The organism is Pseudomonas sp. GL-B-19 (assembly GCF_019956415.1).
Taxonomy (GTDB): Bacteria; Pseudomonadota; Gammaproteobacteria; order Pseudomonadales; family Pseudomonadaceae; genus Aquipseudomonas.
On the sequence record NZ_JAHBDK010000046.1, the window covers coordinates 20459 to 43204 of the forward strand.

General features: G+C 60.9%; 20 protein-coding genes and 1 pseudogene. 10 read left to right on the plus strand and 11 right to left on the minus strand.

Features of this window, described 5'->3' with window-relative positions; all coding sequences use genetic code 11:
- Positions 1-142: 142 nt before the first annotated feature.
- Complete coding sequence (locus KGB06_RS19100) at positions 143-1459, minus strand: Na+/H+ antiporter family protein (protein ID WP_223518554.1); 1317 nt, start codon at positions 1457-1459, stop codon at positions 143-145.
- 1491 nt (positions 1460-2950) lie between these two features.
- On the opposite strand from KGB06_RS19100, the pseudogene KGB06_RS30150 reads away from it, so the two are divergent.
- Positions 2951-3097 (plus strand): annotated as a pseudogene (locus tag KGB06_RS30150) (HAMP domain-containing protein); the annotation flags it as partial.
- A gap of 102 nt (positions 3098-3199) precedes the next feature.
- Positions 3200-3955, plus strand: coding sequence for a methyl-accepting chemotaxis protein (locus tag KGB06_RS30155; RefSeq protein WP_411741858.1), 756 nt, complete (start codon positions 3200-3202; stop codon positions 3953-3955).
- 145 nt (positions 3956-4100) lie between these two features.
- On the opposite strand, the gene KGB06_RS19110 is transcribed toward KGB06_RS30155, so the two are convergent.
- The 4 genes from KGB06_RS19110 to KGB06_RS19125 are packed head-to-tail and all read right to left on the minus strand — an operon-like array spanning position 4101 to position 6696.
- On the minus strand, positions 4101-5414 hold the full coding sequence (locus tag KGB06_RS19110; protein WP_223518533.1) for a sensor histidine kinase: 1314 nt from the start codon (positions 5412-5414) through the stop codon (positions 4101-4103).
- Positions 5411-6079, minus strand: coding sequence for a response regulator transcription factor (locus KGB06_RS19115; RefSeq protein ID WP_223518535.1), 669 nt, complete (start codon positions 6077-6079; stop codon positions 5411-5413). Before KGB06_RS19115 ends, KGB06_RS19110 begins: the two co-directional genes overlap by 4 nt.
- Before the next feature lie 3 nt (positions 6080-6082).
- Entirely contained in the window at positions 6083-6388 is a 306-nt protein-coding gene (locus tag KGB06_RS19120; protein ID WP_223518537.1) for a PepSY domain-containing protein, read from the minus strand.
- Entirely contained in the window at positions 6388-6696 is a 309-nt protein-coding gene (locus KGB06_RS19125; RefSeq protein WP_223518538.1) for a PepSY domain-containing protein, read from the minus strand. Before KGB06_RS19125 ends, KGB06_RS19120 begins: the two co-directional genes overlap by 1 nt.
- A gap of 264 nt (positions 6697-6960) precedes the next feature.
- On the opposite strand from KGB06_RS19125, the gene KGB06_RS19130 reads away from it, so the two are divergent.
- From KGB06_RS19130 to codA, 5 genes are all read left to right on the plus strand, one after another.
- Positions 6961-8040, plus strand: coding sequence for a patatin-like phospholipase family protein (locus KGB06_RS19130; protein WP_223518539.1), 1080 nt, complete (start codon positions 6961-6963; stop codon positions 8038-8040).
- 84 nt (positions 8041-8124) lie between these two features.
- Entirely contained in the window at positions 8125-8481 is a 357-nt protein-coding gene (gene queD, locus KGB06_RS19135) for a 6-carboxytetrahydropterin synthase QueD (protein WP_095078867.1), read from the plus strand.
- 213 nt (positions 8482-8694) lie between these two features.
- Positions 8695-9525, plus strand: a complete 831-nt coding sequence (locus KGB06_RS19140) for an alpha/beta fold hydrolase (RefSeq protein ID WP_223518540.1) — start codon at positions 8695-8697, stop codon at positions 9523-9525.
- Positions 9526-9715: 190 nt separating this feature from the next.
- Entirely contained in the window at positions 9716-10987 is a 1272-nt protein-coding gene (gene codB, locus KGB06_RS19145) for a cytosine permease (RefSeq protein ID WP_223518541.1), read from the plus strand.
- 13 nt (positions 10988-11000) lie between these two features.
- The gene (gene codA / locus KGB06_RS19150) at positions 11001-12245 is read left to right on the plus strand and encodes a cytosine deaminase (protein ID WP_223518542.1); all 1245 of its coding nucleotides are present in this window, start codon (positions 11001-11003) and stop codon (positions 12243-12245) included.
- Between the two features lie 111 nt (positions 12246-12356).
- On the opposite strand, the gene KGB06_RS19155 is transcribed toward codA, so the two are convergent.
- On the minus strand, positions 12357-13349 hold the full coding sequence (locus KGB06_RS19155; protein ID WP_223518543.1) for a diaminopimelate epimerase: 993 nt from the start codon (positions 13347-13349) through the stop codon (positions 12357-12359).
- Positions 13350-13514: 165 nt separating this feature from the next.
- Here KGB06_RS19155 and KGB06_RS19160 point away from each other — a divergent pair, with 165 nt between their 5' ends.
- Positions 13515-14666, plus strand: a complete 1152-nt coding sequence (locus KGB06_RS19160) for an MFS transporter (protein ID WP_223518544.1) — start codon at positions 13515-13517, stop codon at positions 14664-14666.
- Between the two features lie 116 nt (positions 14667-14782).
- On the opposite strand, the gene KGB06_RS19165 is transcribed toward KGB06_RS19160, so the two are convergent.
- The 5 genes from KGB06_RS19165 to KGB06_RS19185 all read right to left on the minus strand — a co-directional run bounded on the left by KGB06_RS19165 (position 14783) and on the right by KGB06_RS19185 (position 20885).
- Positions 14783-17206: a TonB-dependent siderophore receptor gene (locus KGB06_RS19165; protein ID WP_223518545.1), complete on the minus strand. Its 2424-nt coding sequence runs from the start codon at positions 17204-17206 to the stop codon at positions 14783-14785.
- A gap of 97 nt (positions 17207-17303) precedes the next feature.
- Positions 17304-18278, minus strand: a complete 975-nt coding sequence (locus KGB06_RS19170) for a FecR family protein (protein WP_223518546.1) — start codon at positions 18276-18278, stop codon at positions 17304-17306.
- 40 nt (positions 18279-18318) lie between these two features.
- The gene (locus tag KGB06_RS19175) at positions 18319-18819 is read right to left on the minus strand and encodes a sigma-70 family RNA polymerase sigma factor (protein WP_223518548.1); all 501 of its coding nucleotides are present in this window, start codon (positions 18817-18819) and stop codon (positions 18319-18321) included.
- Between the two features lie 137 nt (positions 18820-18956).
- Positions 18957-20447, minus strand: a complete 1491-nt coding sequence (locus KGB06_RS19180) for an aldehyde dehydrogenase family protein (protein ID WP_223518549.1) — start codon at positions 20445-20447, stop codon at positions 18957-18959.
- A 48-nt stretch (positions 20448-20495) separates the two neighbouring features.
- The gene (locus KGB06_RS19185; RefSeq protein ID WP_223518551.1) at positions 20496-20885 is read right to left on the minus strand and encodes a c-type cytochrome; all 390 of its coding nucleotides are present in this window, start codon (positions 20883-20885) and stop codon (positions 20496-20498) included.
- A gap of 242 nt (positions 20886-21127) precedes the next feature.
- On the opposite strand from KGB06_RS19185, the gene KGB06_RS19190 reads away from it, so the two are divergent.
- Positions 21128-22450 carry an alginate export family protein gene (locus tag KGB06_RS19190; protein ID WP_223518553.1) on the plus strand — a complete coding sequence of 441 codons (1323 nt, stop codon included), beginning with the start codon at positions 21128-21130 and terminating at the stop codon, positions 22448-22450.
- Positions 22451-22579: 129 nt separating this feature from the next.
- Positions 22580-22746 (plus strand): transposase (locus KGB06_RS19195; protein ID WP_223511913.1); only part of this gene is annotated, 167 nt, incomplete at its 3' end.

A 22746-nucleotide genomic window follows, 5' to 3' on the forward strand; every position in this document is an offset into this window, starting at 1 on the left:
GTGCCGTACCGGGACAGCCGTAGCGGCAGGTTATCCCTGTGTGAGATTACCCTGTGGGAGCGAGCTTGCTCGCGATGAGGGTGGCACATTCAACAGTGAGGTTGGCTGTAACTCCGCTATCGCGAGCAGGCTCGCTCCCACATTAGAGAATCATCGCCGCCACCCAACCAAACGCCAGCAGCGGCAGGTTGTAGTGCAGGAAGGTCGGGACCACGGTGTCCCAGATGTGGTGGTGTTGGCCGTCGATGTTCAAACCCGAGGTCGGGCCCAGGGTGGAGTCGGAGGCTGGCGAACCGGCGTCACCCAAGGCGCCGGCCGTGCCGACGATGCAGACGATAGCGAGCGGGCTGAACCCCAACTGCACGCACAGCGGCACGAAAATCGCCGCCAGGATCGGCACGGTGGAGAACGACGAACCAATGCCCATGGTCACCAGCAAGCCCACCAGCAACATCAACAGTGCGCCGATGCCTTTGCTGTGGTTGATCCACGAGGCCGAGGACTCCACCAGCGTCTGTACCTGACCGGTGGCTTTCATCACTTCGGCGAACCCGGATGCGGCGATCATGATGAAGCCGATCATCGCCATCATCTTCATGCCTTCGGTGAACAGGTCGTCGGTTTCACGCCATTTCACAATGCCCGACACCGAGAAGATCAGGAACCCGACCAAGGCACCGATGATCATCGAGTCCAGCAGCAACTGAATAATGAAGGCCGCCACGATGGCCACACCAGCAACTATCAGGCTCAGCGGGTTGTACTGCACCGCGACCTGTTCGACTTGTTCGATTTTTTCCAGGTCGTAGACGCGTTTCTTGCGGTAGCTGAAAAACGCCACCGCCAAGCCGAACACCATGCCCAGCGCCGGGATGCCCATGGCGTGGGTGACGTTGATGCCGCTGATGTCCACACCGCTGCGGGCAACGTTGGCCAGCAGAATTTCGTTGAGGAAGATGTTGCCAAACCCCACCGGCAGGAACATGTACGGGGTGATCAGACCGAAGGTCATGACGCAGGCAATCAACCGGCGATCCAGTTGCAGCTTGGTCAGCACGTATAAAAGCGGCGGCACCAGCAACGGGATGAACGCGATATGTATCGGCAGAATGTTCTGCGAAGCGATGGCCACCACCCAGAGCAAGCCAATCAACAGCCACTTGACCTGACTGCCACCGCTGGCGTGTTGGCGATCAACCATCGCCAGGGCCTTGTCCGCCAGGGCATGGGCCATGCCGGATTTGGCAATTGCCACCGCGAACGCCCCGAGCAAGGCATAGGACAATGCTACCGTTGCCCCACCGCCTAGCCCACTGTTGAAAGCTTTAAGCGTGGCGTCAATGCCCAGGCCGCCGGTCAGGCCACCCACTAGCGCACCGACAATCAGCGCGATCACTACATGCACGCGGGACAGGCTGAGAATCAGCATGATGCCGACCGCAGCAATTACAGCATTAATCATCGTTACCTCAGGCACGCGAAATGAGCTCAGCCGGCAGTCTGCGAAGCGCCGCCAGCGGAGTAGAGAATTGGTTTTATTAGAGGGCGCGCACTGTGCCGCAGCGTCATGGCCTTGTCAAAGCTGGCGATGCCCCTGTGGGAGCGAGCCTGCTCGCGATGGCGGCGTATCAGGCAACACAAATATCGACTGACACGACGCCATCGCGAGCAGGCTCGCTCCCACAGGGGCTTCGCCAGCTGCTGCAAGTTTTGTTTCGATTCTTATTTGAGCGCATGGATAAAGAAACCGGATTCACGGCCGTTACAGTGCGAAGTCTCAGATATTTATCGAATAAAGGACGTCTCCATGTCACTAAGACAACTTTCCATTCAATGGAAAATCACCCTGCTGGCCGGGCTTTGCCTGGCCGGTATCGTGACCCTGCTGGTCGGTCTTTCGCTGTACCGCATGGAGCACAGCTCCGAGATGGTGAAAGCCTCAAGCATGGAGATGCTCACCGAAGCCGCCCAGGCGCGGATCGAATCCCAGGGTGAAAACCAGGCGCTGCTGATTCGTCAGCAGTTCATGGACGCCTATCAATACGGCCATGGCTTTTCGCGTCAGGTATTGTTCTTGCGCGATCAGGCGGAAAAACGCTTTCTGGATGCGTTCGACCTGCGTGAAGACCTGACCCGCCAGGTCAAGTCCGCGCTGCAAGCCAACCCGGAGCTGCTCGGCCTGTCGCTGGTGTTCGAAGCCAATGCGCTGGACGGCAAGGACGACCTGTTCACCGGCCAGGTGGAATTGGGCAGCAACGAAAAGGGGCGTTTCGCTCTGTACTGGTCGCAGCCGACGCCGGGCAAGATCACGTCCATGGCGCTGCCGGAAAGTGACATGGCCGACACCAGCACCGGCCCGAGCGGCGAACCGGCCAACGCCTGGTTCACCTGCCCGCGCACCTCGCTCAAGCCGTGCGTGATCGAACCGTACTTCTACATGATCGACGGCCAGAACGTACTGATGACCAGCATCGTGTTTCCGCTGATGGTCAACGGCAAAGTCATCGCCTCGCTGTCGGTGGACCTCAACCTCAACAGCCTGCAAGCGATGAGTCAGGGCGCGAGCAAAAAGCTCTATGACGGCCAGACCAATGTCAGCATCCTCAGCCCGGTCGGTCTGCTTGCCGGCTACAGCGCCGACGCCAGCAAACTCAGCCAGCGCCTGGACGCCGTGGACAAAGCCAACGGTGCCGAATTGATCCGTATGCTCGCCAGCAGCAGCAAAACCGAAAGCCTGCACAACGATCACCAATTGAAAGTGCTGTCGCCGTTCCAGCCGATTCCCGGGGGTAAATCCTGGGGTGTGCTGCTCGACGTGCCGCAGAAAGTCCTGGTCAGCCGGGCTGAGACGCTGAAAAAACAACTCGATGACAGCAACCGGAGCGGCACGCTGGTCGAACTCGGCCTCGGCGTGCTGGCCGCGTTGATCGGCCTGATGCTGGTGTGGCTGATGGCCCGCAGCGTGACCAAACCGATCCTCGGCGTGGCCCACATGCTCGAAGACATTGCCAGCGGCGAAGGCGACCTGACCCGGCGCCTGGCCTATGACAAAAAGGACGAACTGGGCCAGTTGGCCGGTTGGTTCAACCGCTTCCTCGACAAGCTGCAACCGATCATCGCAGAGGTCAAACGCTCGGTGCAGGACGCGCGCAACACCGCGGATCAGTCGTCGGCCATCGCGACCCAGACCAGCGCCGGCATGGAGCAGCAATACCGTCAGGTCGATCAGGTTGCCACCGCGTCCCACGAAATGAGCGCCACCGCCCAGGACGTCGCCCGCAGCGCCGCACAAGCGGCTCACGCGGCCAAGGATGCCGATCAGGCGACGCGTCGTGGGTTGACCGTGATCGACCAGACCACCACCAGCATCGACAACCTCGCCGCCGATATGAGCGCGGCCATGGTGCAGGTCGAAGGGCTGGCGGCGAACAGCGAGAAAATCGGTTCGGTACTGGAAGTGATCCGCGCGATTGCCGAACAGACCAACCTGCTGGCACTCAATGCCGCCATCGAAGCGGCCCGTGCCGGTGAAGCCGGACGCGGTTTCGCCGTAGTTGCCGATGAAGTACGCAACCTGGCGCGACGCACGCAGGAGTCGGTCGAAGAAACCCGCTTGGTGATCGAGCAACTGCAGAGCGGCACCCAGGACGTGGTCGGTTCGATGAACAACAGCCATCGGCAGGCTCAGGGCAGTGTCGAACAGGTCAGCCAGGCCGTGACCGCGCTGCGCCAGATCGGCGATGCGGTGACGGTGATCAGCGACATGAACTTGCAGATTGCTTCAGCGGCGGAAGAACAGAGCGCGGTGGCTGAAGAGATCAACAACAACGTGGCGACGATTCGCGACGTGACCGAGTCGTTGTCGGGGCAGGCGAATGAATCGGCGCGGGTGAGTCAGTCGCTGAACAGCCTGGCGAACCAGCAGCAGAGTCTGATGGATCAGTTCCGGGTCTGACCTGGATCCCCCATCCACCGAAGATCCCCTGTGGGAGCGAGCCTGCTCGCGATAGCGTCGGCACACACGACATCCATGTGACTGAGAAATAGCTATCGCGAGCAGGCTCACTCCCACAGGTTTGGTGACTGGCTGTAGATTGGGGTCAGCGTTTGGGAAGTTCGATCAGGACCTTCAACCCGCCCCACTCGCTCTCTTCCAACCGCAGTACCCCGCCCCAGCTGTCGACGATGTCGCGCACAATCCCCAGCCCCAACCCGTGCCCATCCGTCTGTTCATCCAGCCGCGTACCGCGACTGAACACTTGCGCCCGCTGGTCTTCGGGAATTCCCGGTCCATCGTCTTCAACGCTCAACTCAAACCCGTCCACCGCCTCGACCACGCTCAAGCGAACCTCGGCATCTGCCCATTTACAGGCGTTGTCCAGTAAGTTACCAAGCAGTTCAAGCAAGTCCTCACGGTCCCACGGTAACTGCAAACCGGGCGATGCACGGTAGCTGAGCGCCAGGTGCTCGCCATGAATCATGTTCAACGTCGCCAATAACCCTGGCAGTTCTTCATCGCAATCAAACAACGCCCCGGGCAGCGCGTCACCGGACAATCGGGCGCGGTTGAGTTCGCGATTGAGGCGTTGCTGGACCTGCTCCAGTTGCGCCTGAATCACCTTGCGCAGCTGCGGGTGGGCGTCGAGTTTTTCGCCGGAAGCCAGGCTCAACAACACTGCCAGCGGGGTTTTCAATGCGTGGCCGAGGTTGCCCAACGCATTGCGCGAACGCTTGAGGCTATCTTCGGTGTGAGCGAGCAAATGGTTGATCTGCGCCACCAGCGGCTCAAGCTCGATCGGCACCTGATCATCCAGTTGCGAGCGCTGGCCTTGCTGCAACTGGGCGATCTGCTCGCGAGCCTTTTCCAGCGGACGCAAGGCGCGGCGCACGGTGATGCGTTGCAGCAGCAAAATCAGCAGCAGCCCAGCCAATCCCAGTCCCAGCCCCACTTGCTGCATGCGCTTGAAGCTCTCGCGCACCGGCGTGTAGTCCTGCGCAACGCTGATGGAAATCGACTGGCCGAGGCGTCGATAGTCTGAACGCAACACCAGTAATTGCTGCCCTTCCGGCCCCAGTTGCAGGTTGCTGTGCAAGCCGGGCTGCTCCAGCCGTGGCAGTTCCTGATCCCACAGCGAACGGGAGCGCCAATGGTGATCGTCGAAATCGATGCGAAAGTAGTGCCCGGAAAACGGGCGCTGGTAAGCCGGCGACAAGTGCCGCTCCTCCAGTTGCAACCCTTGCGGCCCGCGCACCAGTGCCATCAGCAGGTTCTCGCTATCGTTGCGCAAACCCGCTTCGAGGTAGCGCTGCAAACCCATTTCGAACAACCACAAACTGGTTTGCGCCAGCACCAGGCCGACGACGACCATGACGCTGATCAGCCCCAGGCTCAAACGGCGCTGGATTGATCTCACTGAGCGGCCCCGCCGAACAGGTAACCCTGACCGCGACGGGTTTCGATCACGCTGCGCCCCAGTTTTCGTCGCAGGTGGTTGACGTGAACTTCCAGCACGTTGGAATCGCGCTCGGTTTCGCCGTCATAGAGGTGTTCGGCGAGGTGGCTTTTGGAGAGGATCTGTTCGGGGTGCAGCATGAAATAGCGCAGCAGGCGAAATTCGGCGGCGGTGAGCTGGATGTCGGCGCCGTCGCGGGTCACGCATTGGCGACCTTCGTCCAGGTGCAGCCCGGCAGCCTTGAGCGTCGGTTGATTCGCCTGGCCGTGGGAGCGACGCAGCAGCGCCTGAACCCGCAGGTGCAATTCTTCCGGATGGAAAGGCTTGGTCAGGTAATCGTCGGCGCCGGCCTTGAGGCCTTCGATGCGTTCGGCCCAGGAACCCCGCGCGGTGAGGATCAGCACGGGCGTCATCAGGCCACCCGCGCGCCATTGCGCCAGTACTTCAAGCCCCGGCAAACCGGGCAAGCCGAGGTCGAGGATGATCAGGTCATACGGTTCGCTGCTGCCCTGATACGCCGCGTCGCGACCGTCGGCCAGCCAATCCACGGCGTAACCCTGCCGGTTGAGGCCGGCCATCAATTCGTCGGCCAGCGGCACGTGGTCTTCCACCAGCAGCAATCGCATCGGTCAATCTTCCTTGTCTTTCAGTAAACGGCCGGTGGCGGCCTCAATGTCCAGTTCACGAACCACGCCTTCGGGGGTCAGCAGCTCGACTTCATAAATGTAGACGTCGTGCTTTTCTTCAAGCTCGGCTTCCAGCAGCTTGGCGCCGGGATAGCGATCCAGCGCCTGTTGCAGCAATTGCTCCAGCGGCAGGATTATCCCCTGTTGGCGCAGGCGCAGGGCTTCGTCCTGATCCAGGTCGCGGGCCAGGACCGCCGAGCAAAACGCCAGAAGCACCAGCGCCATGCGTGAGAATGAACGCACCTTCATTACGTATCCTGATGATCCTTGAGAACCTGGCCGCTGACAGCGTCTAATTCCACGTCCCACTCGATGTCCTGTGGATCGCGTAGCTCAACCTGATAGATGTACTTGCCGTACTCTTCTTCCAGTTCGGTTTGGGTCACCGTCGAACCGGGGTGCTTGGCCAGAGCGGTGGCATTGAGCTTCTCGAAAGACGCAATGGTACCAGCGTCACGCAGCCTCAGGGCTTCATCGGGGCCAAGGTCGCGAGCGTGGGCGAGGCTGGCGGTCATGGCGATGATCGAGGCGCTGAACAGGGCAGTCAGGGTGTTCATGGGTGTCTCCGGATTTTTTATGTGTTGCTTACGGGAGGCACCTTAGCGAGCTGAACTTAATTGAAACTGAATTGCCATCATTGAAGACGACTCCACGGAATTGCAGCCCCTCCAAAAAGCCCTGTAGGAGTGAGCCTGCTCGCGATGGCTGCCTGATATTCAACATTTACGGTGACTGATACACCGCTATCGCGAGCAGGCTCACTCCTACAATGACCGTGTTGCATGTTTATAATCTTGCGCTTGCCAAACATCGAGACTGGTATGACCGCTATCCACATCAAGTTCCCTTCCCTGACCCTCAAGGCCGGCCCGCGTGCGTTCGCGCGCATCCGTAAAGATGGCTTGAGCGCCGCCGATGTCGGGACGCTGCCGGGTGCCGCCGGCGGGCCGAAGGCCTTGGGGATTCAAGGTCTGGACCTGGCGTTGTTTGGCGAATGGCTGCCGGCCGCACCGCGCGAGCGTTCACTGATTGGCGCCTCGGTCGGTTCCTGGCGCTTCGCCAGCGCCTGCCTGCCGGACGCCGCCGAAGGCATCCGGCGCCTCGGGCATTTGTACACGGAGCAGAATTTCGCCAAGGGCGTGACCATGGCGCAGATCAGCCAGAGCTCGCAGCGCATGCTCGATGAACTGCTGAACGGTCGCGATGCCTCGATCTTGAGCAACGTGCATTACCGACTGAACATCATGGTGGTCAAAAGCCACGGCCTGTTGGCACACGACCATCGTGGCCGACTCGGGCTGGCGCTGGGATCCGTGATCGCCGACAACCTGCGCGGGCGCGCTCGGCTGTCGCGGCATTTCGAACGGCTGATCATCCACGACCCGCGCCTGGCGCCGCCGGTCAATGCGCTGAATGACTTCCCCTCGCGCTTCGTCGCGCTGAACGCCGGCAATCTGCGCCAGGCGCTGCTGGCTTCGGGCTCGATCCCGATGGTGATGGAAGGCGTGCGCGACTTGCCCGGTGCGGGCGCGGGAACGTTCCGCGATGGCGGTTTGCTCGACTATCACCTGGATCTGCCCTACAGCGGCGACGACATCGTGCTGTATCCGCATTTCACCGACCGGGTGATTCCCGGCTGGTTCGACAAGGCCCTGCCATGGCGCCGTGCCTGCACCGCGCGCTTGCAGGATGTTCTGCTGCTGGCACCGTCCAAGGAGTATCTGGCGCGCTTGCCCTACGGCAAACTGCCGGACCGTAACGATTTCAAGCGCTTCATGGGAGACGCGCCGACCCGGCAGAAATACTGGCGCGCCACGATGGATGAAAGCCGTCGCCTCGGTGACGAATTCCTCGAACTGGCCGCCAATGGTCGCCTCGGCGAGCGCTTGCTGACCCTTTAGTCAGTGTTTCGCCCGCAGCTCTGTTAAACTCGCCACCTGCCCACATCGCCGCGGCGATCGCCACCTGACAGAGCTGAAATCACTGTGGAAATCTTCAAAGAGTTTACGTTCGAATCCGCCCACCGCCTGCCCCACGTACCGGAAGGCCACAAGTGCGGCCGCCTCCACGGTCACTCGTTCAAAGTGGCGATCCACTTGAGCGGCGACCTCGATCCGCACACCGGCTGGATCCGCGACTTCTCGGAAATCAAGGCGATCTTCAAGCCGCTTTACGAGCGTCTGGACCACAACTACCTGAACGACATTCCCGGCCTGGAAAACCCGACCAGTGAAGTGCTGGCCAAATTCATCTGGAATGAAATGAAGCCCCTGCTGCCGGAGCTCAGCGCGATCCGTATCCACGAGACGTGCACCAGCGGCTGCATCTATCACGGCGAGTAACCCGCCCTTGTAGGAGCTGCGGTGCGGCGATCCGACTTGCCAGCGAAGGCGGCGTGTCAGGTAACGATGATGTCGACTGACACACCGCTTTCGCTGGCAAGCCAGCTCCTACAATGAAGACTGCGTTTCGTCAGTGAATAATCAAGCCACCCTCAGCGGTGGCTTTTTTATGCCTATGCTTTTTGCCTCGCACCCTGCCAAGAGGACAAGCAAATGGCTGACTGGCTGCTGGACCGCCAATACCGCTTCAACGGGCACCGGATTTACTACGCCGTGCACGGCGAAGGTCCGCCACTGGTGTTCGTGCATGGCACGCCCTTCTCTTCTTATGTGTGGCACCGCATCGCCCCGCACTTCATTGCCACGCACCGCGTGCATTATTTCGACCTGCTGGGCTATGGCCAATCGGAGAAAATCGACGGTGACGTTTCGCTGGGTGTGCAGAACGAGTTGCTGGCGCATTTGCTCGATCACTGGGCAATCGAGCGGCCAGACGTGGTGGCTCACGATTTCGGCGGCGCTACCGCCCTGCGCACTCATCTGCTGAACGGCAAGGATTACCGCAGCCTGACGCTGATCGACCCGGTGGCGCTGACACCCTGGGGTTCACCGTTCGTGCAGCATGTGCGCCAGCATGAAGCCGCGTTCAGTGGCGTGCCGGATTACATCCAGCGAGCCATCGTGCCGGCCTACATTCGCGGGGCGATCAAACGCGACATCCCCGATGAAGAACTCGCACCGTACGTGCAGCCGTGGCTGGGGGAGCCGGGGCAAGCAGCGTTCTACCGGCAGATTGCGCAGATGGACGAGCGCTATACCCGCGAGGCTGAAGGTTTGTACCCGACCATTCGGTGCCCGGTGCAGATTCTGTGGGGCGAGGACGATCAGTGGATCCCCATCGAACGCGGACGGGCCTTGCACCAGATGATTGCCGGCTCGCAATTTCACCCGGTCCCCAATGCAGGGCATCTGGTTCAGGAAGATGCACCGGAAGCGATTGTTGCCGCGTTGCTGAAATTCTTACCCCTACACTTTTCCCCCTGAACCCCCCAACCCCCTTGTGGGAGCGAGCAGACTTGCTCCCACAAGGGGAATGTGTTGCTTCAGGTACTCCGATTTCGGGCCACATTCCCGGCCAAATACTGGCGTTCGTCTATAAATAACCACATCCACACCCTTGGCACGACCACTGCAACCCTCACCGCGTCCTCCCCCATTTTGCAAGGAACGCCACATGACGCAGAACGACCCGGGCAACGACTACCCCCTCAGCGAAGTCCCGATGCATGCCCGCAAAGGCCTCGCCTCCACGGCCATGGTGCTGCTGGGTTTCACCTTCTTCACCGCCACCATGTTTGCCGGCGGCAAGCTCGGTGTGGCGTTCGACTTTGCCGAGATGATGGCGGTGATTATTGTCGGCAATCTGTTGCTGGGAATCTATGCCGCCGCGCTGGGCTTTATTGCGTTCAAAAGCGGACTCAACTCGGTGCTGATGGGCCGTTTCTGCTTCGGTGAAGTGGGCAGCAAGCTCAGTGACCTGATCCTCGGTTTTACCCAAATCGGCTGGTACGCCTGGGGTACGGCCACTGCCGCTGTGGTGTTGGGCAAGTATTTCGAATTGAGCGAGGGCACGGTTCTCGGGCTGATGGTGCTGTTCGGGATGATATTTTGTGCGACCGCCTATGTCGGTTATCGCGGGCTGGAAATTCTTTCTTACATCGCTGTTCCGGCAATGATGCTGCTGCTGACGCTGTCGATGTGGGTGGCGACGGTAAAAATCGGCGGGCTCGATGGTTTGCTCGCCGTAGTGCCCACGGAAACGCTGGATTGGTCGACCGCCGTGACCCTGGTGTTCGGCACGTTTGTCAGCGGTGCGACCCAGGCCACCAACTGGACGCGCTTCTCGCGCTCGGCACGGGTCGCGGTGCTGGCGAGCCTGATCGGGTTCTTCTTCGGTAACGGATTGATGGTGGTGATCGGCGCCTACGGGGCCATCGTCTACCAACAACCGGACGTGGTCGAGGTGCTGCTATTGCAAGGTTTTGCGATGGCCGCGATGGCGATGTTGCTGATCAACATCTGGAGCACCCAGGACAACACCATCTACAACTTCGCCGTCGCAGGATGCAACCTGCTGCGCACCGGCCGGCGCAAAACCGTGACCTTGGGCGGCGCGGTTATCGGCACGCTGCTGGCACTACTGGGCATGTACGACATGCTGGTGCCGTACCTGATTCTGCTGGGCACGGTGATTCCGCCAATAGGTGGCGTGATCATGGCGGACTTTTTCTTTCGCTATCGAGGTCATTATCCCAAGTTGGCCAACGCACGGTTGCCCGCATTCAACTGGTCGGGTTTGACGGCCTATGCCGTCGGCACCGTGGCCGCTTTCAGTTCGCCATGGGTCGCGCCGCTGGTAGGGATTGCCGCTGCCGCGCTAACGTATATGTTATTGACCGCCGTGCTCGGTGTTCGAACCGTCCATGCCCCCCAGCAAGATTTATAAAAGGACTCGCCTGATGCATATCATCAACGCCCGCCTGCGCAACCAAGAAGGCCTGCATGAGTTGCACCTGGAAAACGGCCTGATCCGCACCATCGCCCGGCAGACCGAAGCCCCGACCCTGGGTCCCGACGACCTGGACGCCGGCGGCAACCTGGTGGTGCCTCCCTTCGTCGAGCCACACATTCACCTCGACGCTACGCTGACCGCCGGCCAGCCGCGCTGGAACATGAGCGGCACGCTGTTCGAAGGCATCGAGTGCTGGGGCGAGCGCAAGGTGACGATCACCGAGGAAGACACCAAAACCCGCGCCAAGAAGACCATCCAGACCCTCGCCGCCCACGGCATCCAGCATGTGCGCACCCATGTCGACGTCACCGACCCGCAGCTCACCGCGCTCAAGGCGATGCTGGAGGTGCGCGAGGAAAGCCGTCACCTGATCGACCTGCAAATCGTCGCGTTCCCGCAGGAAGGCATCGAGTCGTACCGCAATGGCCGGGAGCTGATGGAGGAAGCGATCCGCATGGGCGCCGATGTGGTCGGCGGCATTCCGCACTTCGAGTACACCCGCGATCAGGGTGTCAGTTCGGTGAAGTTCCTGATGGACCTGGCCGAGCGCACCGGTTGTCTGGTAGACGTGCACTGCGACGAAACCGACGACCCGCATTCGCGCTTCCTCGAAGTGCTTGCCGAAGAGGCCCGCAGTCGCGACATGGGTTCGCGGGTCACCGCCAGCCACACCACCGCGATGGGCTCTTACGACAACGCTTACTGCGCCAAACTCTTTCGCCTGCTTGGGCATTCGGGGATCAGTTTTGTCTCCTGCCCCACTGAAAGCATTCACCTGCAAGGACGCTTCGACACCTTCCCGAAACGCCGTGGCGTGACCCGCGTCAACGAGTTGCTCGAAGCGGGGATGAACGTGTGTTTCGGCCAGGACTCGATCGTTGACCCGTGGTATCCGCTGGGCAATGGCAACATCCTGCGGGTGCTCGAAGCCGGGTTGCACATCTGCCACATGCTTGGGTATCGGAACCTGCAAAGCGCGCTGGACCTGGTGACGGACAACAGCGCCAAGGCGATGAACCTCGGCGAGCGATATGGCCTGGAAGCGGGACGGCCGGCGAATTTGCTGGTGCTGTCGGCGGACAGTGACTATGAGGTAATTCGCAGCCAGGGCTTGCCGCTGTATTCAGTTCGCGGGGGCAAGTTGCTGATGAAGCGGACGATGCCGGTGGTGGAATGGCCAAATCAGTTTTGAATTTTCGCTGAATGCCAGGGCCCCATCGCCAGCAGGCTGGCTCCCACAGGGATGTGTGAACGACACAGAACCAATGTGGGAGCCAGCCTGCTGGCGATTGCTTTCTTGACTTCACCCCATCAACCGAGCCGTGCCAAACAGCCTGACCCGACTCAATTCCCCTTCCACTTCTTCCAGCAAAATCGGCGCCGTGCCGCCCGGCATCACCACTTTCACTTCACCTGCCGCCACCCAACCCACCCGCCACGCCGCGCAAGCCACGGCACTGGCGCTAGTGCCCGACGACGCCGTCGGCCCTTCCCCGCGCTCAAACACCCGCGCTACGACCTGGCCTTCAGATTCAAGCGTCGCCCACTGCACATTCACCCCTGCCGGACACGGTTCACCGGCTCCGGTCGGCATGGCATAAGCAATCCGCATCAATCCTTCTGCCAACGGTGATTCACGCATTTGCTCATTGCTCGGTAATGCAGCGGCGCTCGCCACCAGCGTCACGCAATGCGGATTGCCGATGCGCACAAACTGGCTGCGATTCCAGGCTGGTTCAAGCGCGGACAATGGCCGCACATGGCTGACTTCTCGCTCATTCAACAGCACGCTTTCAACCCCTTGCGCGCCCACCGCTTGTGGCCCTAACGAAGGTTTCCCCAAATCCAGCCAGAATCCTTGCACACCATCGACCTCGGCCGGTTTGACTGACGTCTCCCCCGGCGAAACCGCGTCCGTCTTGTCGTGATGAACCCGCAACAGGCACCCATCCTCCATCGGCATCAATCCGTGCTCACTAAGCGCCTGAGAAAAAATTGTCAGCCCATTGCCACTGCGTTCGGCTAACGTGCCGTCGGTGTTGACGATCAGCAAGTCATAAGGCGGCACCGATTGAAACGGCCCGACCAGCAAGCCGTCACTGCGATGGTCTTTGCTGCCGGGCGGCTGAGTGCCGGAGGCCCAACCACAAAACGCCTCGATGGCCGCCAACGCCCAGTTCTCTCGGGTTTGTGCGGCAAAGTCGGCCTGTTCGGGCAGATCGATTCCGCTATCACGCACGGCATCAGGTGCCACGACGATATAAATATTGCCCCGTGCATCGTACATCTGCGTCATGTCGCCTCCTGTCTGAACACTCAATTTATCGACGATATCGCGAAACAGCGACAGGCTGTGCAAGGATGTGGACCTGTCGGGCCGCGAACTGCTGCGGACACTGATCGAACCCGCGGGATCAGTCAGTGTCCCTTGGGGATGCGACGTTTTTTGCCAAGGATTGATATGACCCATTTCCACACCCAAACCCCACTGGTTCCCGGCCGACTGGAGCAGATGTCCACCCGCGTGGCGTTCTTCATTGCCGGTCTCGGCATCGCCGCCTGGGCGCCGCTGGTGCCTTATGCCAAGGCGCGGGCCGGGCTGGATGAAGGGACGCTCGGTGTGTTGCTGTTGTGCCTCGGGGTGGGGTCGATTCTGGCGATGCCGTTGGCCGGGATGTTGGCCGCGCGGTTCGGTTGCCGGCGCGTGACGGCGGGCGGAACGTTGCTGATTTGCGCGGCCTTGCCGTTGCTGGCGACGGTGTCGACCGTGCCGGCGTTGATCGCCACGCTGTTCATGTTCGGCGCCGGGCTGGGCACGGTGGATTCGACGGTCAACCTGCAAGCGGTGATCGTCGAACGGGCCAGTGGCAAGAACATGATGTCCGGCTTTCACGGGATGTTCAGCCTGGGCGGGATCGTCGGTGCGGCGGGCGTCAGCGGCCTGCTCGGCTTTGGAATGTCACCGCTGGGCGCGATGTTGGTAGTGATTACGGTGCTGGTGCTGGCCTTGCTGAAAGCTGCGCCGCACCTGTTGCCTTACGCCAGCGAAAGCACTGGGCCGGTGTTTGCCGTGCCCCATGGCATCGTGCTGTTTATTGGCGGGATGTGCTTCATCGTGTTCCTGGCCGAAGGCGCAGCGCTCGACTGGAGCGCGGTGTTCCTGGCACAAGAGCGCGGGATCGACACGGCGTATGCGGGCCTGGGGTATGCGGCCTTTGCGTTGACCATGACAGCCGGGCGCTTGACCGGTGACCGGATTGTCCGGCGTCTGGGTGCTACGCGGGTAATTGTGTTCGGTGGGCTGACGGCCGCAGCGGGCCTGGCGCTGGCCACGTTCGCACCGGCCTGGGAGGCGGCGCTGGCGGGTTATGCACTACTGGGCGCGGGGTGTTCGAACATTGTGCCGGTGCTGTACACCGCCGTCGGCAAACAGACTGTCATGCCCGAGCACATCGCCGTGCCGGCCATCACCACGCTGGGCTACGCCGGCATCCTCGCCGGCCCGGCGGTGATCGGGTTTGTCGCCCATGGCAGCAGTTTGAGTTTTGCCTTTGGGTTGATGGCGTTGCTGCTGGTGGCGGTGGCCATCGGCGGCAAGGTGTTGAAAGCCTGATAAAGCAATCGCCAGCAGGCTGGCTCCCACAGGGGATCTTCAGCAAACACAATATCTGTGTATGAAGGAGATCAATGTGGGAGCCAGCCTGCTGGCGATGGGGTCACCTCGGTCTTTTAGAACCCCACACTGGCCTGCACAAAGAACGTACGCGGTGCACCCACATACATCCCCGAGTTGTTGTCGCTGGACCGGGTGAAGTATTGCTTGTCGAAGATGTTTTTCACCCCGGCGCCGAGCTTCAGGTTTGACAGCTGCGAACCGAAGTCATACCCACCGCGCACGTTCCAGGTCATGTAACCCGGAATGTCGCCAAACTGGCCGTCCGCTGATCCTTCGGTAATGTAATTGCCGTTGAAGCTGCCATCTGCGTTCACGCCTGTGCCCGGCGAACGCTGCTTGGACTGGGCATACGCATCGAGGTTGTAGGTCCAGCGATTGATATCGTAACGCAGCCCGGCGGTGGCCACCTGACGCGAATAGAACGGCAAATCCCGGCCCTTGAAGCCTGGAATATCGCCTTCATAAGTCGCACGGGTGTAGGTGAAACCGCTGTAGGCAGTCAGGCCGTCGAGCATCGGGTTGAGCGCGGACAGGTCGTAATGCACCGACGCTTCCAGGCCCTGGTGCTTGGTCGCGCCGAGGTTGGTCCAGCCCACGTCGTTGCTGATGTATTGCAGCTCGTCATCGAAGTCGATGTAGAACAGCGTCACTTCCCCGCCCCATACTTCATCGTTGTAGCGCGTGCCGACCTCGTAAGTCTTGGCTTTTTCCGGCTCCAGGCCATTGGCGGTGCTGTCACCTATACCGCCCTGGCCGAGCTGGAAATATTGCAGGCTGCCGAACGAGGTTTCGTAGTTGGCGAACAGCTTCCACTCTTCGGACAGGTGATACATCACGCTCAGGGCCGGCAGCGGTTCGTTGCTTTCGATGCTGCGGTTCTTCTCCGGCACGCGCTTGCCGGCAGTGTCGAGCACCGGGCGGTCATGCCAGTCCGTGCTGATGTGTTCGAAGCGAATGCCCGGGGTCACGGTCCAGTTGCCGACGTCGATTTTATTGTCGAGGTACACCGAGTTGGCTTCGGTGCCGCCGGTACGGTCCTGGAACACGTGGCCGTCAGAGGTCGGGGTCAGCACCGGCTGATTGTTCACCAGGGCGACACGGCTCGTCTCTTCGTGCATGGCTTCTTTGAGGTAGCGATAGCCGACGCTGACTTCCTGAGTGGTCGGGCCCGCCTCAAACACATGGGACACCCGTGGTTCGATGCCAAAGGTGTAGTAAGTGCGCGGGTAAGAACTCAGGGTTTTCTGGTCGCGGGCAGCGATGTTGCTGCCACGAAAACTGTCGGTGTAGTACGTCAGTACTTCGGCTTGGGTACGGTCGTCGATCTGCCGTGCCCACCGGAACGACACGTCCTTGCGGCGGCCGCTGAAGTTGTCGTTGTCGCGCACGGACTGGAACGGGTCAGCGTCGTACTGCTGTTGCGTCAGGCCGCCGGGCATGTCGGCGTTGGCGTCGTAGTAGTGAAAGTTGAGGCTGAAATAGTCGACATCGGTCGGTGCCCACTGGGTCTTGAGGAGCACATCGGAGATGTCGTTGCCGTTGTTGCTTTCGCGGTAACCGTTGCCGTTCACCCCGGAATACAACAACGCCATGCCGATGCCGTTATCCGCAGTGCCGCCGAGGAACGCGGTGTCGAGGTGTTTCCAGCCACCGTACTGCGAAGTTTCCAGGGTGGTGCCAATTTCACCGGTGGCTTCTTGCGGGATCGCGCGCGTCACGAAGTTGATCACGCCACCGACGTTTTGTGGCCCGTAACGCACAGATCCGGCGCCACGCACCACGTCGATGCTGTCAAGGTTGCCCGAGGAAATCGGTGCCATCGACAGCTGCGGTTGACCATACGGCGCAAACGCGGCCGGCACGCCGTCGATCAATACGGTGGAGCGTGGCGACAGGCGCGAGGTCAGGCCGCGCACCCCGACGTTCAGGGAAATATCGCTGCCACCGGTGCCGTTGGCGTCCTGCACTTGCACGCCGGGGACGCGCTTGAGCACCTCGCCAACGTTCATCGCGCCTTGCTCGACCATCGCTTCGCGGCGAACCACCGTACGCGCGCCGGGATGGTTCTGCACCAAGGCCACGTCGGCATCGCCGAGCCAGTCGCCGACCACTTTGATATCGGTCACGTCCAACTCCAGCGGCCCGTTCGAAGCGGACGTCGGCGCGGGCGTCAACGTGACCGAGCCTTGATCGATCTGGTATTGCAGACCGCTACCTTGCAGCAATTGGCGCAAGGCCTGTTCCGGCGAGATGTCGCCGTCGACAGCTGGGGCTTGTTTGCCGGCGACCAGTTCAGGATTGAAAAAAACCTGCAACGACGTTTGCTGGCCCAACTGGCTCAGGGCCTGGCCCAACGGCTGTGCCTGAATATGGATACCACCGGCGGCGAACGCCTGGGGCAGCGCGGCGCTGACCGTCAAGGCGAGCGCCAGCGGCAACCAATGGGATTGTTTGGGGTTGGCAGAGGTGTTTTTCACGTCGAACAGTGTCCTGTGGATCGCAAGCGCATGCGTTTGTTAATGCAAACCAGTTGCAGTTGGACAAGAAGACGATGAACTCGAAAAAAACCTGAATTTATTTTGAAATTATTTCCTGACTGCCGTCATCGAGGGTGCGTACGGCCACCGGCAGGATGCTCGGCAAGGCCTTGATGAGTGCGTCGGTGTTGTCGGAATTGGATACGCTGGTCATGCGCAGATTGCCGACTTTGTCGTTGCCGACGGTGAGCGGTTTCTCGCGGTAACGCGACACTTCGGCAGCCACCTCGCTGAGGCTGGCGTTGTTGAACACCAGTTTGCCGCTACGCCACGCGGCCAGCTCGGCCGGGTTGACCGCATAAGCCGCCGCGACAACCCCTTGGGCATCGATGCGAGTGCCGAGGCCGGCAGTGAGACTAATGACATCGGCGCCCTGCCCCCGAACCTTGACCGTACCCTGCTCCACTGCCACCCGGGTTTGCGACGGATCGCGGCGCACATCGAAGCGCGTGCCGGTGACCGTCACCTGGCCGTTGCCCGCTTCGACCACAAACGGTCGGCTGGTGTCGTGCTCGACGCTGAACATCGCTTCGCCCTCAGTCAGCTCGATGCCACGCCGGTCTTTTTCAAAGCGCACCTGAATACGGCTACGGCTGTTCATGTCTACCAACGAACCGTCCGGCAATACCACATGGCGACGTTCACCCAGCTCCGTGGAATATTCGGCGGTAAAAGGCGCCGGTCGATGCAATCCGCTGAACCATCCCACGCCCAGCGCCACGGCCACCACACTGGCCGCCACCGCATACCGCGCCCACGGCTGACGTGCGCGGTGAGTCGGCGCGGTTTCACACAAGGCTTGCAGGCGCGCGGCCGGCACCAGGTCAGCCGCCATCCACAAGCCCTGAAGCATTTCGTATTCGTCTTGATGTTGAGGATGTTCGTTCAGCCAGGCCTCGAAGCGCCGATACTCCCCAACGTCCACGGACGGTTCCTGCAAACGCACAAACCACCGCGCAGCATCGTCGCGAACCGTTGTTTGCCCGCACGCACAATCACGAGTATCCATCATGGAAGTTCCTGCTTGGCTGGGGGTGAGAAGGCGCGGCCGCTCATGGTTGCGATCCGTCGAGGCGGTCACGCAGATGCCGCAGGGTGCGGATCATATACTTTTCCACCATGTTCTTGGACAGACCCAGGCGTTCGGCGATTTCAGCCTGGGTCAGGCCTTCGATCTTTTGCCATACAAACACCTTGCGGCAATTGACCGGCAACTCGGTGAGCGCCCGTTCGATGGAATCAGCCAACTGGATCGCCTGCATGTAGTGCTCCGGGTCGCCGGACGACGACACACTGAGATCAATCGCCTCCGACTCCATGGCGCCCCGCCGATCCTCACGCCGATAACCGTCCACCGCGATGTTGCGCGCGGTCTGGTGCAGATACGCCCGAGGTTGTTCCACCCCCGCCGAATTCGACTCAAGCACCCGCACGAAGGTGTCGTGGGCCAGGTCCTCGGCCTGCTGACGATTTCTCAGGCGACGGGTCCAGGTGCCAACCAACTCTTCGTAATACTCGAAAAAGCCATGTCTGCGGGGCAGCTTGGGGGTCATTGCGGTGTGCTGTGGAGACGGGGTGCGAATAGTAATGCTTCCTATTAACTGGAAGCAATGGATTCCACGTCGCCCGTGTCTCCATTTGTCAGTCAAGCCAACGGCCCCCGTTGCAGGGGCCGTTGCAAATCACTCAATCAATGCGCGATGCACACCGATTTCAGCTCGGTATACGCCTCGATCACCGCGCGACCAAACTCACGGCCCATGCCCGATTGCTTAACGCCACCAAACGGCATCGCCGGGTCCAGCAACACGTGGGCGTTGACCCACACCGTGCCGGCCTCGATACGCGGCACCAGGTTCATGGCTTTGCCAAGGTCGTTGGTCCACAGGCTGGCGGCCAGGCCGTAGCGGTTGTCGTTGGCCAGCGCGATCACGGCGTCTTCGTCGTCGAACGGCATCACGCCCAGCACCGGGCCGAACACTTCTTCACGGGCCACGGCCATGCTGTGGTCGATGTCGGCCAGAATGGTCGGCTGCACGTAGAAGCCCTCGCCTTCCACCAACTCACCGCCCGACACCACTCGCGCGCCTTCGCTGCGAGCCAGTTCGATGTGTTTGAGCACGCTTTGTTGTTGCTTGCGCGACACCAGCGGATTGATCGCGGCATTGCAGTTCATGCCGGCACCGATAGGCATGGCGGATACCGCCGCCGCTAGCGCTTCGACGAATTGGTCGTGGATCGAACGGTGCACATAGAAGCGCGAAGCTGCCGCGCAGACCTGGCCGTTGTTCAGCAGGCCGCCGAGGATCGCGCCTTGAACGGCTTTTTCGATGTCGGCATCGGCCAACACGATCATCGGGTTTTTGCCGCCCAGTTCCAGCGAGAAGCGCGTCATGTTTTCCATGCACGCCACGCCGACACTTTTGCCCACGGCGGTGGAGCCGGTGAACGACACTTTGCTCACCAACGGATGCGCCGTCAGCACGCCACCGACCGAGGCGCCGCCACCAGTGACGACGTTGAACACGCCGGCCGGAATACCCGCTTCCAACGCCAGTTCAGCGAGGCGCATGGCGGTCAACGGGGTTTCCATCGCCGGTTTGATGATCACGGTGCAACCGGTGGCCAGCGCCGGCATCAGCTTCCAGGCGGCGATCAATAGCGGGAAGTTCCACGGCACAATCCCGACCACCACGCCCACCGGCTCACGCTTGGTGAACGCAGTGAATTTGGCGCCCGGTGGCAGCGGGATCGACACGTCGAAGGTCTGGCCTTCGATCTTGGTCGCCCAGCCGGACATGTAGCGCATGAACTCCACGGTGGCGTTCAAGTCGAGGGCGCGGGCCATGTTGATCGACTTGCCCTGACTCAAGGTTTCCAGTTGCGCCAGCTCTTCGGCGTGCGCCTCCACCAGTGCGGTGAAGTTCAGCAGAATGCGTTCGCGGTCGGCCGGACGCAAACCGGACCACACGCCGGATTTGAACGCGGCGTGGGACGACTGCACAGCGCGCTCGACCACGTCCAGCGGCGCGTCCAGGGTTTCGCAAAGGGTTTGCCCGGTGGCCGGGTTGACCACGGAGATAGTCGGGCCATCCGCCAACACCCATTGCCCGTCAATGAAGCAGCCATGGCGGCGCTCAAGGAAGGCAGCTACCTGCGGCAGAATTTCAACGTTGCTCATAATTCACCTGTCGTTCGAACGTGGGGTTCAGCCTGGAAGTCCGGCTGATTAGCGTTGTTCTTTGAGATAGCAAACGACCGCCTGACGGTCGTCGGCGGAGGCCAGCCCCATGTAGGGCATGTAGGTCCCGGGCACATAGGCCTGGGGTTGGGTGATCAATTGGCTGATGGTTTCGGCTTGCCAGGTCACATCTTTGCTGCGCATCGCCTGGGAGTAGCTGAAGCCTTCGAGCGAGCCGGACTTGCGCCCGACCACGCCCGACAGGTTCGGCCCCATCATCCCGGCCATGCCTTTGCTCACGGAGTGGCAGACCCCGCACTCATTGGCGAACACCTGGGCGCCGTGGCCCTGGTCGGGCGCGCAGTCGGCGGCAACCACGGTTTGTGCCAACACCAGTGACAGCAAACCCATGAGGGAGAATTTCTGTGAAGTGAACATAAGAATGCGACCTTGAGAATCCGTGAGGGGAAGCAACAGCAGGGTTGATACGGATTGTCAGCGGTCAGTGACGCGCAGGTTTTGCCCTGCGTGCCAGTCGTGTTGGCGGGGCTGCCAAACCGGGCATTTTGGCAAGCACAGGCAACTCTTTGGCAACCACACAAAAGGGCGAAAAAGTTCCGGGCCTTAGTATCGAAAAAGACCTCAACCCTGTGGTCATGAACAAGAATGGATGCCACACCATGCTCAAGTCCCCCTTGCTTCGTCTCTCGACGCTCGCGCTGATGATCAGTGCCGCCCAGGCCAACGCCTACGAACTTTATGCCAATGACGACACTCACCTGAACGCCACGCTGGAAGCGGTATTCGGCATGTTCCACAGCCAGGAAAACTACGCGTTGTCCGGCCGTCTCGACGAAGGTTCCTCGTCGTGGCGCGAGGGCTACATCAAATACGGCCTGAGCTTCGACAAAGGCCTGGCCGACTTCGGCACCGCTTACGGCGCTGGCAATATGCTCAGTTCCGGCACCTGGGGTGACGGCGATGCCGCCGGTTTCACCGACGGTACGGAACGCACCACCAAGTACGAAGACGCTTACCTCGGCTGGCGCTCGGGCAAGCTGTTTGAAGCGCTGGGGGATGACGGTGTCGACCTGTCTTTCGGTCGCCAGAACATCGTGGTCGGCGACGGTTTCCTGATCGATGGCGACGCGCTGAACCTGGGCAAAGGCCTGGCCGACGGCGAGTTCAATCGCGGCGGCGCCTACTACCTCGCCGCCCGTAAAGCCTTCGACGAAACCGCCGTTTTGCGCCTCGGTGGCAAGCAAGGCTGGCGCAGCGACTTGATGTGGCTGAAGTCGGATAACCGAGGCCAGGCCAAAACCGAAATGTACGTCGGCACCCTCGAACACGTCACCGACGCAGGCACGGTCGGTCTGACCTACATCGATACCAACGATGTCGACAAGCAGTTTGCCTCGCCGTTGCAGCTTGAGCGCGATGGCATGAAGACCTACGCCTTGCGTGCGACGGGCAACGCCGGGGTGAAAGACCTGTTCCTGTCCGGTGAATACGCCAAAGAGGATAAACCGCACACCAGCAGCGAAGACGCCTGGTACCTGGAAGCTGGCTGGACCTTTTCCGACGCGATCTGGACACCGTATGTCGGCTACCGCTACAGCCGTTTCTCGGAAAATTACGACACGTTGTTCTACGGCTTCAGTCGCGGTTACGGCACCTGGTTCCAGGGTGAAGTGGCCGGTAACTATGCCGGTCCGTTCAACACCAACTCCCGTATCCAGAACGTCTCGCTGAAAGTCTCGCCACTGCAAAACCTCAACGTCGGCGTGTTGTTATTCAACTTCGACACCATCGACCGCAACCTGGGCAACACCGATGGCCAAGAGGTTGATTTGTACGCCGAATGGCACGTCAACGATCACCTGACCGTCATGCCGCTGCTCGGTCTTTACCAGCCGGACAAGAGCGCCGCCCAGGGTGGCACCCAGTTGGGCAACACCGACAACAACCTCTACAGCCAAGTGGTGTTTGCCACCACGTTCTAAGTTTTGTCCGACGCAAATCTTGTAGCAACGGCGATCCCCCCCTGTAGGAGCCGAGCTGATCTGGCCTAATGAAATTGGACACCTCAATAGGGCGCTATGATGGCGCCCAAATCTAAGGTGTGCATGATGATGCGAAAGTCCTATTCCAGCGAGTTCAAGCTCAATGCTGCAAGCATGGTGCTTGATGAAGACCAGCCCATTCTTGAGGTCTGCGCCAACTTCGATATCGGCCCTACTGCGTTGCGCCGCTGGGTCGAGCAGGTCAGGAAAGAACGTGCAGGCTCGACGCTAGCGGG